Origin of the sequence: Psychrobacter alimentarius (assembly GCF_001606025.1) — a bacterium.
GTDB classification, from domain to species: domain Bacteria; phylum Pseudomonadota; class Gammaproteobacteria; order Pseudomonadales; family Moraxellaceae; genus Psychrobacter; species Psychrobacter alimentarius.
The window spans coordinates 2012324-2027063 of record NZ_CP014945.1 but is presented as its reverse complement, the minus strand read 5'-3'; the positions used below and the strand labels follow the sequence as shown (position 1 = coordinate 2027063).

Sequence of the window (14740 nt, the reverse complement as noted above, 5' to 3'; positions counted from 1 at the left end):
TTCATTTTAAAAAGGAGCCGAGTATGACAGTAGATAGTATTTTTAAAAATAAACAGACTCTAAAAAATGATATTAAAAAAGAATGTAATGATGAGCTTCAGATAGAGCCCATACCTTTAGCTACTTTGTATAGACCGCAAGCAGATAGCTACCACTTGTCTGAGGTTGGGTTTATTGTTATTGAAGATGGTTGGGATGAACAGTCATTGCTAAATCTACAACAACAAGTCGGTTGCACATTGTTTGCGCTACAAACCACAGATAAGCACATTGATAGGTTCGAGGTTATAGACGGTATTATTGTTTGCAAAGCTGATGAAGTCGGGCAGATAAAAACCGTGTTTGAATCAGTATTATCTGATCGTGATAAGGTTGGTATAGATGTTAATGATATCAAAAAATCTTGCGGGGCTGAAAAGCCTGCCAATTTTATACAGGCTAGGGCAACGGACATACCAGATTCAGAACAAATAAAGAGTACCGTTAATCATCTGCTCAATCAAATTCCTGAAGGTCTTAGTACCCAATATATGATGCTTGATATTGAAAGCGATCATAAGCTATCTCTTGATGAGTTCTTTAGCGTCACAACTGCTGTTGAAAGTCGGATTGCTGACGATTCAAAAGTGTTTTACGGCAATAGGATGATTGATAAACCTGACCATTATTGGATGGGGGCGATATATGTGGCTAGTTAGTCTAGCATTAACTATATATGGTTTTACGTACGTTGTGAGCGTGGCAGGCAGGCAAACGCTCATTAATTAAATAGCAAGGAGTGCAGAAAATGACAACGATAGATAAAGATTTATTTGATGATTTTATCCAAGCTCAAAATACTATCTATTCACAAGTGATTGAAGAGTTGACCCAAGGTCATAAACGTACGCATTGGATGTGGTTTATTTTTCCACAGGTGAAAGGATTAGGGCACAGTAAAATGTCTCGACGATTTGCAATAGGGAGTCTGGAGCAAGCGAAAGCGTATTTGCAGCATGAGGTGCTTGGAGCAAAATTGATAGAGTGCGCTGAATTACTACTGTTGCACCCTGATAAAAGCGCTTTAAATATCTTTGGTTCACCAGATAACTTGAAGCTGCAATCTTCGCTAACGTTATTTGCTTTTGCTGCTGGTAATAAGTGTGTATTTGAGAAACTTTTATATCAGTTCTACGCAGGCAGTTACGATATAAACACTATTAAAATACTAAAGCAAATCAATGACCAGCAATATAAGTGAATAAAACCGAGTGAGATCTTGAGAGGATAGATGAGTATGAGTACCGTGCAAAGTTTAATCAATGATGTGAGCCAAAAGATTAATGCATTAGAGACAGCGCAAGCACTCTATAGCCGTCAACTGTCTCCAGACTTCAGTACTTTTGATTATATTAATACCGATGAATTAGGACTTAGTCGTATTCTAGCGGCTCTGCTTGATCCTAAAGGAAGTCATGCTCAGCAAGAAAGCTTTTTAAGGTTATTCGTTGAGCATTGTCTGCCTGTTATATATAAAGATGATAACTGGCAGACAATGCTCAATAACCTTGAGAAAACAGAGGTTTTTCTTGAAGAAATAACGGGAAAAAGTAACACCCAGCGTCGTATGGATATTTACTTAAGATGTCAGGTGGGTAATGACAGCTACGGTATTTGTATCGAAAACAAACCTTATGCAGCAGATCAACTTGACCAAATGAAAGATTATGCTACTGAACTTAAAAATAGGAAACACAAGCTGTGGCATCTTGTTTATCTAAACGAAGATAATGACGTACCAAGTGAATATAGTGTTGATACTAAAACCTTAGAATATTGGAAAACCAGTAATCAATATAGTCATCTTAGATTTAGCGATCTGATTGGTTGGCTCAAAGCGTGTCAAGTAGAATGCCAAAATCATAGTGTGAGTGAATTTATTGCACAGCTAACTAAGTTTATTCAAAAACAGTTCATGGGAATAGAAAATATGAATGAAGCGAAGTCTGTATTAAATACGATGCTATCTAGTCAAGAAAATATAACTAGCGCATTAAAAATAGCTTTAAGTACTCATGACATGAAAAAGCAACTTATTGAGAAGTTACAACACGATCTTACGACTATCATTGCAAAAGGAAACAAACCTTATTCAATGATTAAAACCAATCTAAAAGGTATCAAGAAAGAAGAGCAAATCACTTTTAATATTAAAGAAAGTGCTTTAGAGTTTTGTTTAGGTTTTGGAGGTACGGTTTTCAACTTTCCTTATTTAGGGATTTTTATAGCTAATGATGATGTAAAGCCAGACTATGAATATTATGAAAAAATTCTAACTAAGTGTAAAGATGGCCATAGTCTTGCTAGTGAAAATATAAAAGCAGAAGAAGACAAAGAAAAAGGAGGTTATTGGTGTGCTTGGTATAATTTTGAACCACATGATTGGTGGTCTAAAACTGAGCCATGGGAACAAATCCATAATAAAAAAATGGCATATAAAATTATTGCAGAGCTTGATTGGTACTATAAAGTGTTAAATGATAATGGATTATTAACTAAATAATTTTTTAACAATCAATGAAGCCACTTATATATTAGAGCTAAGTAGTAAAGTCGGAAACAACGCTATAGTGAACTGCCTCAGGATTGTTGGAGTCTTAAGATCCTGAGAGAGTAAGACAATCTCGGGGCGGTTCAGTTAGAAGCTCATCGTAATTTTTCGATAAATCATATTACCGAGGTTAGGATAATAGATAAGCCAATACTTGATTAGGTAGGGCTATACGCTTTTTCATTAGAGAGTTTACGCAAATTGGGTAAGTTATAGCCAACTAACGACAGCCATATAGAGCTGATTTTAAAGATTCAAAAGTCTGCCCGTCAGTATTCATATGAGCACTAATTATTAGTTGATTAGAAGATTATTGCTATCGACAAAATTTGGAATCAAGTCTGTGCTACCGTTGCTAATACTAATCACCTGCAAGGTTGGTTAGTGATTATGTCACAGTTGTCTGTTGTTATTGACCCATTGGAAATAAAAACAGTTACTCTCGAGCGTTTAAAAAATGGGATGGCAGTTTACGAAAGATAGCAGACGGATGTATTTTTGCTTATCGATGATTTATGACCAAATAAATAACTACTGTTACTGATTGATATTAATCATATTTTTGTAATGTAATTAAGGAACAACTATGGTAACACCTAATTTATTTAAATTTGCTACCTCTGAGCTGTCACAAGATGCATTTATATGTTGGCTTCTTTCTTGGGCGAAGAAAGATTATAAAACAGGAAATGATAAACATAAAGCTTTGAATAAAGTTGCAATTAGTGTTTTAGCATTACTCTTCGATAAAGCTGGTAAAACTCTACCAACCAGTATTGACAGTATAGTAGTGCAACGTCATGTGAGTAATATCGATATCTTATGTGTCCTTAATGATACTTACTGTATATTAATCGAGGATAAAGTAGGTAGTGTTCAGCATTCCGAGCAGTTGACTCGATACAAGCAATTTATACTTAACGGACACTCTCAAACATTTGAAGAAGATAATATTATCCCTATTTATTTGCAGACTCATGATCAGAGTAGTTATAAAAAAGTTATAAAAGATGGTTTTTATCCTGTTGTCAGAAAAGACTTATTAGACATCTTCGATAATGAACAAAATGAAGTATTAAAATACAGTGATATATATACTAATTTTTATGACTACATTCAGTCTATTGAAAGTGCAGTACAAAAATTTGAGTCCCAACCAGTGGCAGAATGGGGAAAACGTGCATGGATAGGTTTTTTTCAATATTTACAGTCATATTTAGGAGAAGGGAACTGGAAATATGTGGCTAATAAGTCAGGAGGCTTTATGGGCTTTTGGGCATTCAAACATAGAGTGAATGATGTTGATGTTTACTTACTACTAGAACAAGATAAAATTTGCTTTAAAGTTTCTGTTCCCAGTAAAAATGGTCGTAGAAAGATTAGAAATGAGTTTTATAAGTTGTTTGTAGCCCAAGCACCTAACTTCGATTTTGAAGTTATTAAGCCTAAAAAGTTTGGTTCAGGAAAGCATATGACTTTTGCCATACTAAGTACTGATGTTTTCAACCTCAATAATGATAGTTCAGTTGATTTTCGAAAGATAGAGACGCTAATGGAAAACTTGCAAAAATATATTAGCTATACGATAAATCAGTATCAGAGTCAAATAAGTCAATAGCTATAATAAATTAGCTGTCAATAATATTTAAATGATGGCCTAGATTTTATACCTCTAACAGTCAATGCAGTAATACGTTACCAGAGAGTATGACTATGAAGTACCAGCTTGACGACTCGTATATAGATGATATATCTAATGCTCTTTTATATCGACCAAATATGGATTCCTACCCTTTGTCTTTTATCGGCTGTTTTATCACTAGTGATAACTGGGATGAGAAGGCGTTAAAAGAGCTAAAAAAGAAGTCAGGGGCTTATTTCCTAGTAGGTTTGCAAATAGATGATAATGAGTTTAAGTGCTTAGATATCATAGAGGGTATTGTTAAATGTCAGCCTGAAGACGTAAATCAAGTGGTTAAATTATTAGATATTAGTCCACGTGGCTTAATAGGTATAGATGTTAACGATATCAAAAACTTATTCAAACGAGAAAAATCATATAAATTTATTCAAACTCATATAGCAAATGCATTTGAAACAGATATGATAAAAAATGCAGCTAATGAGTTGGTTGGTCAGTTCCCTGAAAACCTTAATATCAAAGGGCTGTTGCTAGGTATGGAGGGTAGCGAAAGCCCCCCACTAGATACTATTTCTTATATAGTGGCATTTATTGCAAAAAACGTTATAGCTGATGAATTATATACGTACTACTGCACCAGTATTAGTGATGAACATGAATCTTTTCGTTTAAGAGCGATATATGCTGAAGATTACTAAGCCTTCGGCTTTACTTAAGCAAGGACTATAAATAAAAAGCCAGACAGCTCAAGCTGTCTGGCTTTTTGGATGATTAATGCTCATTTATTTGCTTGATCTGTCCGCCATAAAGCATGCTCACATATTGTGCATAACCAACTATTTTTGGCACGCATATAAGGAATATCAGCAGGTACTTCAATTGGACAAGCATAGCCGCAGTATTCACATACAACATCGTCTAAGTAGGCATAACACTGAGCAACTGTCTCAAAGAATACCTGAGGACTTACCTCATACTTCTCACAAAGCGTCTTCACATGTTTAATAAAGCCGCTTTTATTATCGTATGCTCAGTAATCCTCACATATCTTGATATCATATGGACTCTGCGTCATATTGGGTTGAAGTTTGACACTCATCATACTCTCCTCAATAGCTGCCATAATCAGAGTGCGGTAATAGCTCGTAGAGCTCGCTTTGAAGCTGACTGCTCATATCTTTTATAAAGTACCCGTCTTGAGCATCTAAGCGCTTCTGTACCCATATACGCATCGCCATGTCATTGTTAAAGCACCGCTTCACTCCTAAGAAGCGTGCTAGGTTATGACCAGATGAAATATATAACTCACGCATCAATGCATTAGCAATAAGGTTTGCATCTGTACTGATTGCACCATCAGGTTTAAACTCACCAAACAGCTCCTCATAATTGATGATTTTCATTGTGACGTCTCCTTGTCAGTTTGTGCATTCGTGATTAGTGTTTCAGCTCCAGAGCTATTCGATGCGCCTGTTAACTTCTCCTTACTCGCAAGTAGTAAGTTATCCATCGCTGAGCCATCTTGACGGGTAATATCAGGGACATAGCGGCTGTAGACCCGAAACAACATCTCCGTACTGCTATGACCCATCTGCCTAGCAATCCACTCAGGATTTTCACCAGCAGCTAACCAAAGCGTCGCTGCCGTGTGCCGAGTTTGATAAGCACGCCTATGTTTCAGACCGAGGAGGGCAAGGGTGGGCTTCCATATCCGCCTATTCACATTACGGTACTCCATCGGATTGCCTTGTGAATTGCAAAACACAAACTCAGACTTACCAAAGGTGCTTGCCTTCTGCTCTTGGAGGGCGTCATAGACCAGTTGTGACATCGCAATATCGCGCTGTGAGCCTAATGTCTTAGTCGGACCCATCTCCCCGTTTACCAATGCCCCTCTGATACTGATTTCACGCCGATCAAAGTTAATACAGTCCCACTTAAGCCCATCAATCTCACTGGTACGCATCCCTGTAAAAAAGCGGATAGTGTAGTAGGGTCTATAATCAGCACGAACATGCTTTAAAATCAGCCATACCTCGCTCAATGTAAACGGATTTACATCAGGACGAGCTTGCTTGAGATTCTTAATATTTTTATAAGGCATCTCAAACTCATGGCGATCTGACGCTTCTTCTAGTATCATACGAAGAAGTATCATGATCTGGTTGATCCGTGCTACTGACAGACTTGACTGACCATCTTTACCGTAACGAACTTTGGCGAGGGAGCTACGGAAGGTCAGCAAGTCTGATTTTTTTATGGCATGTACCGCTTTACCACCAAACTCAGGTAACAAATACTTTTCCAAAATAATCTGTATCTTTTGCCGATAGCTAGGTCGCCATTCAATCTTCCTCTCCTCAAAAAACGTTTCAGAAAACTCCTTAAAGGTCGGATTGCGACTGATACAAGCTTCGGCTCTATCAGCCAGTGCCGTCATCTCCTGCGCTCGTTCACTCTTTGGGAAGTAAGCAGCATAGTCGAAAATATTTAGGGTGATTTCTGCTTCCATTTTTTTCATGACTTGCGCTAATTTTTTACGATTAGCTGGGTTGTCTTCTAAACTGGTCTTTTCTCGACAGCGCTTACCTAAGTAGCGGAAGTCAACGACCAGCTTACCAAACCGTCCTCGCATAGTAGCCATAGTAAATCTCCTTATTTTTTTATTGAAGTGCCATACCGTTGATAGCGCTCATAACCGGCTTGCACATGTCTTCCTCGATACGCTCCCATACGTACAAAATCTTACGACCACCAAAAGGGCGTATGTAGTGAATGTTTTCAATCAAAACGGTATCTTTCATTTGATTGCGGATAGTACGTGCGTCGTACTTGATACGTTCGGCTAACTCATCAGTTGTTAAATAAGTATTACTCATGGTGTTTACCTCTTTTCAGTTATTAAGTCATTGCATTAAGTGATAGAATAAAAACTATTTTATCAACCTGTAAAAATGCATCTTGAAGGAATCAGTTATAATTTACCCGCTTAAAGGTAATTAGTAACCGATTTATGTAATATATTACCTTTTTACTGCAATGTAAAGCATTTTTACCCGAAAAGAGGTAATTTTTATGATCGTGTCTAAACTTCCTGTTATTTTGGCAGAGAAAAAATTGCGTGTAGCAGATGTTGTAAGAGCAACAGGTATGAGTAAATCAACACTTCATAAGCTATACAATGAAGAGTCATCAAGAATTGACTTCAATACCATCGACCAGTTATGTGAGTTTTTAGATGTGCAGGTGGGTGACTTATTTATTTATAAGCCGAATAATAAAGATGATGAAGAGTCTTGAGGATCTACAAAATTGAAAAAGATGCGCAGAGGAATAAGTGGTAGAGCCTTATATATAACGTTTCAAGGCCTAAAATTAAGGTTGGGGTTATTTTTAAAACTTAATTTTTCATGATTTGGTCACGTTTTGGTCACGCTATGAGCTCAATATACAAAAGCAGTAAAAAAGGAAAAGCGATGTTAAAAAAATATTTCTTAGCATCACTTTTTATAAATATAAGAATAATAAGTTGGGGTCAATTACAAAATCAGTGTTTATAGCGTGGGCACGAAATGGTCACGTTTTGGTCACGGTGCTGATTTTGAGACTTTTATCTCGTTAGATTAACTTAATAGTTTGATTGGGCAATAAGACATAAAAACGCTGTAGCCCCTGAAAATTAGACAAAAAAAAGCCTCACTGTTAAGTGAGGCTTTTTAAGTATTTGGAGCGGGAAAAGAGATTCGAACTCTCGACCCCAACCTTGGCAAGGTTATGCTCTACCACTGAGCTATTCCCGCTAAATCATCTGATAAACAATCTATCGTCTAGATGATGACGAGGTATTATACGCAGTTTTTTTTATGTGTCAACACTTATGACGAAAAAAAATAAACTTAGTAAAACAGGCATGTCATCTGGCCCCTGATATATGTTATAACAGTTTATTATATTATGTATTCCAAAAGCTTTAATAGGAATAAATAAGCTGGAATACCTTTTATAATTTACTTCAATTATATAAACAGTATTAACCCCTATAATAATGAGTCATAAGGATAAAGGAATGAGCCAACAATATACCATCGCTGATTATCTGTTTGATCGTATCGCGGAAGCGGGTGCGACTGAAATATTCGGTGTCCCTGGTGATTTTAACTTAACTTTTTTGGACAATATTGTCGCCTCCGATAAGCTGCGCTGGGTGGGTAACACCAATGAGCTCAATGCAGGCTATGCTGCCGATGGCTACGCACGCGAGCGTGGGTTTGCCGCGATGGTGACAACGTTTGGGGTGGGGGAGTTGTCCGCTATCAACGCCACCGCTGGCTCTTTTGCTGAGTATGCACCTGTATTGCACGTAGTAGGCGCACCCAATACCGCATTGCAAGATTCAAAAAGCCGCATCCATCATACCCTTGGTGATGGCATATTTAACCATTTTATCAAGATGGTGGAGCCTGTGACAGTCGCTCGGGCACAGATTACGCCAGAAAATGCCGCATCAGAGATCGACCGTGTGATTCGTTTGGTGCTCAAAAAGCATCGCCCAGGTTATTTATTATTATCACCCGATGTAGCGCGTCAACCCATTTATCCACCAACGACCAAGCTTGATGACAGCCAAGAAGACATCACCAGTCAAGCCGCGTTGGCAGATTTCAAAAAAGCGCTTATAGAATTTTTACCAAACAAAACCACGACGCTGATGGCAGATCTGATGGTGCACCGTTTGGGATTGCAAAATCAGCTAAAGGCATTGATTGCGGATACCAATATTCCTTATACAACGCTGTCGTGGGGCAAAACGCTACTTGATGAAAACAGCAATCGCTGGGCAGGAACGTATGCTGGTGTGGCATCACGTCCCATCGTCAAAGACGCCGTAGAAAACTGTGAATGTTTGATAAAAATTGGTGTGCAATATACTGATACGACCACGGCAGGATTTAGCCAAGACATTGATGAAAATGTGGTGGTTGATCTGCATTATGAGCGTGCGTCTGTCAGTGGTCAGAATTTTGCCCCAATCGCCTTAAAAGACGCCTTGCAAGCACTACATGAAGTCATGACTTCAGGTATTGAGATCGTGCCAAAGCAGTTTTGTAAAGAGGTAAAACCACATGAGCAAAATGGCAAAGACGACGAAGCCATTCGCCAAGATGACCTTTGGCATATTATTGCGGATCATTTAGACCATAATAATTTGGTATTTTCTGATCAAGGAACCGCGTATTTTGGGATCAGCGATGTGCGTTTACCAGAAGGGGTGACCTCTTATGGACAACCAATGTGGGGCTCAATTGGTTACACGTTGCCTGCCAGCTTAGGCGGTGCGATTGCTTCACCAGATAAACGCAGTGTCCTACTGATCGGTGATGGTTCCGCTTTATTAACAGTGCAGGAAATCGCCGTGATGATTCAAGAGCGTATCAATCCAGTCATTGTGCTGGTGAATAATGATGGCTATACTGTCGAGCGTGCAATTCATGGTGAAAACCAGCACTACAATGATATTCCCAAATGTAACTGGCAGCTGATGCCACAAGCCTTTGGTGCCACAGAAGACAACAGTTTGGTGCTGAAGGTAGAAACTGCTGGTGAGTTAAAATCTGCTCTCATCAAGGCTGCCGAGACCACGAACAAGTTGGTCATGATAGAAGTGATAGCAGATAAGCACGATATCCCGCCATTGCTGGCTGATATTAGTGCGGCGCTAAAACCAAAAGCCGATTAAAAGCTGGTAATCGCTTTAATTATAAAATAAAAACCCCCATTTGGTTATAAGACTGAATGGGGGTTTTTTGATTATTTTTACAATGCGGGTCAACTAAGTCGATATGCCCCTTATGTCAGTTTGCATACTTTAGTATCATGGCAATTCGGCTATTTCAGCCCTTGGCACTTAACAGGAGATGATCCACCATGATTTGGCTAAAAATGCTTATTGGTGCTGTGATGGTATTGGTGATTCAATTATTTGCACAAACCCGCTTTTTTTATTTGGCAGCGCTTGCGCCACTTTTCCCCACCTTTGCTTTAATCAGTCACTTTATCGTTGGTACTGAGCGTAGCCAAGCTGATTTAAAGGTTGCGTTGATCTTTAGTATATTGGGGGTCATACCGCATCTTGTCTATACGCTTGTGGTCTTCGTAGGTATTAATTACATCAGCTTATACAAAGCATTAATGCTAGGGGTCGTCGCTTGGATCATCGCTGCCGCTATTTTGGTACTAACATGGCAATATATTCAGTCTTAACTTAACAGCAATCAATATAGTGCCATTAAACAGTGCCATTAATTTGTATTTTGATCAGCGCAGAGTCAGTGCTAAATCACAGCGCACCAAACAGAGCAGAAAAAAGTATATAAATCTGAGATAGATAATTTCTCAAAATCTGGTTGCAAGTGTTATTCTTAAGGACACTCTAAAATAATAATAAAATTTTTGATAGTAGGATACAAACCCTACTGTCACCTTGGTATTAAGACGCGAAAATGATCGGTCGCAAAATAAAGCGAATCTGATTGTAATAATTCAACGCATTATAATTTATAAAAATAGGGCTTAAAAAAATGGATACCTTAAATATCCTATATCTCGTAGGGGCATTGCTGATTTTTGCCAGTATCATGGCAAGCACTTTATCAGCAAGATTAGGCGTACCCCTGCTACTGTTATTTTTAATAGTGGGGATGTTGGCTGGTGAGCAAGGCATTTTGGGTATAGAGTTTTCCCAGTATGGACTTGCCAATTTTGTTGGACAAGCTGCCTTAGCGTGTATTTTGCTAGATGGTGGTTTGCGTACTTCTTTTAAATCGTTTCGAGTCGGCCTCAAGCCTGCGATTACCCTAGCGACTTGGGGCGTACTGGTGACGGTAGTAGTATTAGGGATATTTGTCACTTGGTTGCTCGATGTTGATTGGCGCTTTGGTCTTTTGATGGCAGCCATCGTGGGCTCAACCGATGCGGCAGCTGTTTTTTCTTTATTACGTAATGGCGGTGTTAAGCTCAATGACCGTGTTCAAGCCACGCTTGAATTAGAGTCTGGTGCTAACGATCCTTTGGCGATTCTTTTAGTTACAGGTTTGATTGCCCTAAATGTCGATCCCGCAGGTCAGACAGCCATTGGCTTTTTGTTGCTGTTATTACAGCAGTTAGGGTTCGGTTTAGGGATGGGCTTGCTGTTCGGCTTTTTACTGGCGCGCTTATTGCCCAAGTTGCATTTGGCAGAAGGGATGTATGCCATATTGATCCTGTCGGCAGGCTTGGCAGTCTTTGCCGCAACCAACCTGCTTGGCGGTAGTGGCTTTTTGGCTGTTTATTTGACTGGTGTATTGATTGGCAATCACAAGGTGCGTTCAACAGAGCATGTCATGCGAGTGATGGACAGCTTTGCGTGGTTGTCGCAAGCAGTACTCTTTGTGGTGTTAGGCCTATTGGCTACTCCATCCAACGTCATTAATGTCTGGCACTATTCAGTAGCGATTACCGCCTTTATGATTCTGATCGCGCGTCCGATTGCTGTTTATACCAGTGTCAAACCTTTTAAATTTAAAGATAGAGAAATTGGCTTTATCTCTTGGGTGGGTTTGCGCGGTGCGGTGCCTATTACCCTTGCGCTTTTGCCTGTTATGGCAGGAATAGATAATGCCTTTATGCTGTTTGACATTGCTTTTGGGGTGGTGGTTTTGTCCTTGATTTTGCAAGGAATGACCATTCCTTTTATGGCAAATCTGTTTAGAGTCCGTATTCCGACCAATAAAGATCCAAAAGAAGAGCTTGAGGTGTGGGTATCAGATAAGGCGAGTATTACTCTGTATGAATTTGAGGTTCAATCAGGGGCGTTTGCGATTGGTCGTCATCCGATGGATGTCTCTCGCCGCATTAGTCCTGACGAAATCAGCGTGTTTGCATTGTTGCGTAAACAAGAAATCGTCGTTGTAGATGAAAGTACGAAGTTAAAATTTGGTGATAGCGTGTGGTACGCCATGCGCGGCAATCATGCCAGCAAAATTGCCAATATTTTTAATGACACAACGCTCGATCGCAAGGTCATTGATGACTTTTATGGCGATTGGCTATTATCACCCAGTGTCAAACTCGGCGATTTGCCATTCTTCACTGACATCATGGAATCTGAAACGCTTGTAGAGAGTTTAAAATCTCAAGCGGATCATGTCGAGCAAGAGGATGAAACGTTTCAAAAAAGTATGTGGGATCAAACCGTCGCTGAGTATGTCAAAGGGAGTTTGGGTACCGCGCCAGTCTCAGGTGATACCGTGGCAATTAGTGAAGAGTGGGCATTGGTCATCAAGGAAGTGGATGACAAAGGCAAGCTAAGAACCATTGGTCTCAAACATACGGAAGTACCAGCAACGATATAGCAACTGCTTATAGCAGATGTATCATTTTACTCAAAAAATCTGCGACTTGTTTGTGCAGATTTTCTCGATAAGCCCAGTGATGCTTGACATCGTAACTTGCTTCATTGGGCAGTAAGATTTTCATCAAGCCCATTTCTTCATAACGCGTCGCCAAATCGTGGGGTAAGTAACCGACATGGTGACCAGCAAGAATCAGCTGCGCGGTCGCCTCCATATGGTAAGTGGTGGCACTCAATGTCTTAGGGCGAATGTGATTGATACTATGATCAGTCGCATAGCCTCTTTTGATCCATGGATAGTCTTGTTCCAACTCATGAAATGTCAGCGTATCTGCCTCATAAAACAAGCGATGCGTGTGACCACAGCAAACCACTTGTTTTTCGATAAAAGCTGGCTGAAAAGTCAGTAAAGGCGGAAAACTGCCAAAATATCCTACCCCAATATCACTCTCATTGCCCAACAGCTTATCCAGCATGTTTTCAGGGCTTTGCACATCGATAGAAAAATGTATCAATGGATTGGTGCGATAGCTACCAGCAAGGCATTGCCTGAGTGCATCATAAAAAAACGTAGGCATTTGATCTGTTAAACACAGTCGAATATGACCGCCACGGACAGAATCTAATTGCCGAATATAGTGTAGCTGATGCTGAAAGCTCGCAACCGCTTCAGTGAAGCTCAAGCAAGCCTCGTAGACTGCCGCGCCATCTTCTGTCAGCTTGAATCCTCCTCGACCACGATGACAGAGTGTCATGCCCAAACGATCTTCTAAGTGCGTTAAATGACCACTAATCACTGAAGGCGTCACGTTCAAACGCGTTTGAGCGGCCGTCACTCCTTGACATTCTACAATGGCCATAAAGCTACGTAGGGTTTTGATGTCTATTTTTATCAGTTCATCTAGCATTGATAATAGCGCCTTATCACATCATGTTTTGGTTGCATAAACTTCTAATAATAATGGTTAAATCCAATTTACTACGAAAAACCAGAAGTTTACTTCTGAATTTTACCATGGTCTACCGTCTATTATTTAGGTATTGTCGAGACATACAACAAATTGTCTACCTCGAAAGATTGCCTATTTCGAAAACCTGAACAAGGATGTGCTTTATGAAATTTAATCAACCATTGAGTGGCAATGATATGCCAAGATTTGGCGGTTTTGCCTCTATGATGCGCCTGCCAACACAAGCGGATGCGGAAGGGCTAGATGTTGCTTTTGTGGGTGTCCCTCTAGATATTGGCGCATCAAATCGCAGTGGTGCCCGCTTAGGCCCAAGACAGATTCGCGATGAATCACGCATGATTCGTCCTTATAACGTAGCCACGCGTGCTGCGCCCTTTGAATCCTTACAAGTCGCTGATATTGGCGATGTGCCTATCAATACGTTTAACCTCCTAAAAAGCGTCGATATCATCGAAAAATTCTATTCTGAAAAAATCGTCAAGCATGGCGCTGTTCCATTGACACTAGGCGGCGATCATACCATTGCACTGCCTATCTTGCGGGCGCTTGCTAAAAAACATGGTCCAGTTGGCATGGTACATATCGATGCCCATGCTGATATCAACGATGATATGTTTGGTGAAAAAATTGCCCACGGCACACCGTTTCGCCGCGCTGTTGAAGAGAACCTCATTGACGGCAACCGTGTGGTACAGATTGGTTTACGCGGTACAGGCTATAGTGCCGAAGAGTTTGATTGGTCAACCCAGCAAGGATTCCGAGTTGTACCCGCTGAAGAGTGCTGGTACAAGTCGCTTGCACCCTTGATGGCAGAAGTACGCGAAAAGCTGGGTAATGGTCCTGTTTATTTAAGCTTCGATATTGATGGTATTGACCCCGCGTTTGCCCCCGGTACTGGAACTGCGGAAATCGGTGGTTTGACATCCACTCAAGGCATAGAAATCATTCGCGGTATGCGTGGTCTCGATGTGGTGGGCGGTGATTTGGTAGAAGTATCTCCGCCTTATGATCCCTTTGGAAACACTTCGGTGCTGGCAGCAAACTTACTGTTTGAGATGCTATGTATTTTACCGGGCGTGCGCTATGACGATAAGGTTAAAGCCGTTTATTAATCATAATTTGTGATAGAAGCAGTAAATGGCCGCTTG

Annotated in this window: 14 protein-coding genes and 1 tRNA gene; 10 read left to right on the top strand and 5 right to left on the bottom strand. The window is 40.1% G+C overall.

Going from position 1 to position 14740, the window contains the following annotated elements; translation table 11 throughout:
• The first annotated feature begins 23 nt into the window (after positions 1-23).
• The 5 genes from A3K91_RS08220 to A3K91_RS08200 all read left to right on the top strand — a co-directional run bounded on the left by A3K91_RS08220 (position 24) and on the right by A3K91_RS08200 (position 4930).
• Positions 24-698, top strand: a complete 675-nt coding sequence (locus tag A3K91_RS08220; RefSeq protein ID WP_062844825.1) for a hypothetical protein — start codon at positions 24-26, stop codon at positions 696-698.
• An 89-nt stretch (positions 699-787) separates the two neighbouring features.
• A complete protein-coding gene (locus A3K91_RS08215; RefSeq protein ID WP_062844824.1) occupies positions 788-1240 on the top strand; it encodes a DUF1810 domain-containing protein in 453 nt (150 codons plus the stop codon).
• A 36-nt stretch (positions 1241-1276) separates the two neighbouring features.
• Positions 1277-2542, top strand: coding sequence for a PDDEXK-like family protein (locus tag A3K91_RS08210; RefSeq protein WP_062844823.1), 1266 nt, complete (start codon positions 1277-1279; stop codon positions 2540-2542).
• Positions 2543-3176: 634 nt separating this feature from the next.
• Positions 3177-4208, top strand: a complete 1032-nt coding sequence (locus tag A3K91_RS08205) for a PD-(D/E)XK nuclease family protein (RefSeq protein WP_062844822.1) — start codon at positions 3177-3179, stop codon at positions 4206-4208.
• Between the two features lie 95 nt (positions 4209-4303).
• The gene (locus A3K91_RS08200) at positions 4304-4930 is read left to right on the top strand and encodes a hypothetical protein (RefSeq protein WP_062844821.1); all 627 of its coding nucleotides are present in this window, start codon (positions 4304-4306) and stop codon (positions 4928-4930) included.
• A gap of 411 nt (positions 4931-5341) precedes the next feature.
• Here the strand turns inward: A3K91_RS08200 and A3K91_RS08195 are convergent, their stop codons facing one another.
• The 3 genes from A3K91_RS08195 to A3K91_RS08185 are packed head-to-tail and all read right to left on the bottom strand — an operon-like array spanning position 5342 to position 7111.
• Positions 5342-5635 carry a hypothetical protein gene (locus A3K91_RS08195; RefSeq protein ID WP_062844820.1) on the bottom strand — a complete coding sequence of 98 codons (294 nt, stop codon included), beginning with the start codon at positions 5633-5635 and terminating at the stop codon, positions 5342-5344.
• Positions 5632-6876 carry a tyrosine-type recombinase/integrase gene (locus tag A3K91_RS08190; RefSeq protein ID WP_062844819.1) on the bottom strand — a complete coding sequence of 415 codons (1245 nt, stop codon included), beginning with the start codon at positions 6874-6876 and terminating at the stop codon, positions 5632-5634. Before A3K91_RS08190 ends, A3K91_RS08195 begins: the two co-directional genes overlap by 4 nt.
• A gap of 19 nt (positions 6877-6895) precedes the next feature.
• The gene (locus A3K91_RS08185; protein ID WP_011513303.1) at positions 6896-7111 is read right to left on the bottom strand and encodes a hypothetical protein; all 216 of its coding nucleotides are present in this window, start codon (positions 7109-7111) and stop codon (positions 6896-6898) included.
• Between the two features lie 196 nt (positions 7112-7307).
• On the opposite strand from A3K91_RS08185, the gene A3K91_RS08180 reads away from it, so the two are divergent.
• Positions 7308-7532, top strand: a complete 225-nt coding sequence (locus A3K91_RS08180; RefSeq protein WP_062844818.1) for a helix-turn-helix domain-containing protein — start codon at positions 7308-7310, stop codon at positions 7530-7532.
• A gap of 425 nt (positions 7533-7957) precedes the next feature.
• Here the strand turns inward: A3K91_RS08180 and A3K91_RS08175 are convergent.
• A tRNA-Gly gene (locus A3K91_RS08175) sits at positions 7958-8032 on the bottom strand.
• 266 nt (positions 8033-8298) lie between these two features.
• Between A3K91_RS08175 and A3K91_RS08170 the strand changes: the two genes are divergently transcribed.
• From A3K91_RS08170 to A3K91_RS08160, 3 genes are all read left to right on the top strand, one after another.
• Positions 8299-9969, top strand: coding sequence for an alpha-keto acid decarboxylase family protein (locus A3K91_RS08170; protein WP_062844817.1), 1671 nt, complete (start codon positions 8299-8301; stop codon positions 9967-9969).
• Between the two features lie 188 nt (positions 9970-10157).
• Complete coding sequence (locus A3K91_RS08165; RefSeq protein ID WP_062844816.1) at positions 10158-10493, top strand: GlpM family protein; 336 nt, start codon at positions 10158-10160, stop codon at positions 10491-10493.
• Positions 10494-10810: 317 nt separating this feature from the next.
• Entirely contained in the window at positions 10811-12622 is a 1812-nt protein-coding gene (locus A3K91_RS08160; RefSeq protein WP_062844815.1) for a potassium/proton antiporter, read from the top strand.
• Between the two features lie 7 nt (positions 12623-12629).
• Here A3K91_RS08160 and A3K91_RS08155 read toward each other — a convergent pair whose 3' ends face one another.
• A complete protein-coding gene (locus A3K91_RS08155; RefSeq protein WP_062844814.1) occupies positions 12630-13529 on the bottom strand; it encodes a LysR family transcriptional regulator in 900 nt (299 codons plus the stop codon).
• Between the two features lie 206 nt (positions 13530-13735).
• Between A3K91_RS08155 and speB the strand changes: the two genes are divergently transcribed.
• A complete protein-coding gene (gene speB, locus A3K91_RS08150; protein ID WP_062844813.1) occupies positions 13736-14704 on the top strand; it encodes an agmatinase in 969 nt (322 codons plus the stop codon).
• Positions 14705-14740 lie beyond the last annotated feature (36 nt).

Excerpts from the sequence above, each read along its gene's own strand:
- A3K91_RS08220 (WP_062844825.1), top strand. The coding sequence starts at position 24 with ATGACAGTAGATAGTATTTTTAAAAATAAACAGACTCTAAAAAATGAT.
- A3K91_RS08215 (WP_062844824.1), top strand. The coding sequence starts at position 788 with ATGACAACGATAGATAAAGATTTATTTGATGATTTTATCCAAGCTCAA.
- A3K91_RS08210 (WP_062844823.1), top strand. The coding sequence starts at position 1,277 with ATGAGTACCGTGCAAAGTTTAATCAATGATGTGAGCCAAAAGATTAAT.
- A3K91_RS08205 (WP_062844822.1), top strand. The coding sequence starts at position 3,177 with ATGGTAACACCTAATTTATTTAAATTTGCTACCTCTGAGCTGTCACAA.
- A3K91_RS08200 (WP_062844821.1), top strand. The coding sequence starts at position 4,304 with ATGAAGTACCAGCTTGACGACTCGTATATAGATGATATATCTAATGCT.
- A3K91_RS08195 (WP_062844820.1), bottom strand. The coding sequence starts at position 5,635 with ATGAAAATCATCAATTATGAGGAGCTGTTTGGTGAGTTTAAACCTGAT.
- A3K91_RS08190 (WP_062844819.1), bottom strand. The coding sequence starts at position 6,876 with ATGGCTACTATGCGAGGACGGTTTGGTAAGCTGGTCGTTGACTTCCGC.
- A3K91_RS08185 (WP_011513303.1), bottom strand. The coding sequence starts at position 7,111 with ATGAGTAATACTTATTTAACAACTGATGAGTTAGCCGAACGTATCAAG.
- A3K91_RS08180 (WP_062844818.1), top strand. The coding sequence starts at position 7,308 with ATGATCGTGTCTAAACTTCCTGTTATTTTGGCAGAGAAAAAATTGCGT.
- A3K91_RS08170 (WP_062844817.1), top strand. The coding sequence starts at position 8,299 with ATGAGCCAACAATATACCATCGCTGATTATCTGTTTGATCGTATCGCG.
- A3K91_RS08165 (WP_062844816.1), top strand. The coding sequence starts at position 10,158 with ATGATTTGGCTAAAAATGCTTATTGGTGCTGTGATGGTATTGGTGATT.
- A3K91_RS08160 (WP_062844815.1), top strand. The coding sequence starts at position 10,811 with ATGGATACCTTAAATATCCTATATCTCGTAGGGGCATTGCTGATTTTT.
- A3K91_RS08155 (WP_062844814.1), bottom strand. The coding sequence starts at position 13,529 with ATGCTAGATGAACTGATAAAAATAGACATCAAAACCCTACGTAGCTTT.
- speB (WP_062844813.1), top strand. The coding sequence starts at position 13,736 with ATGAAATTTAATCAACCATTGAGTGGCAATGATATGCCAAGATTTGGC.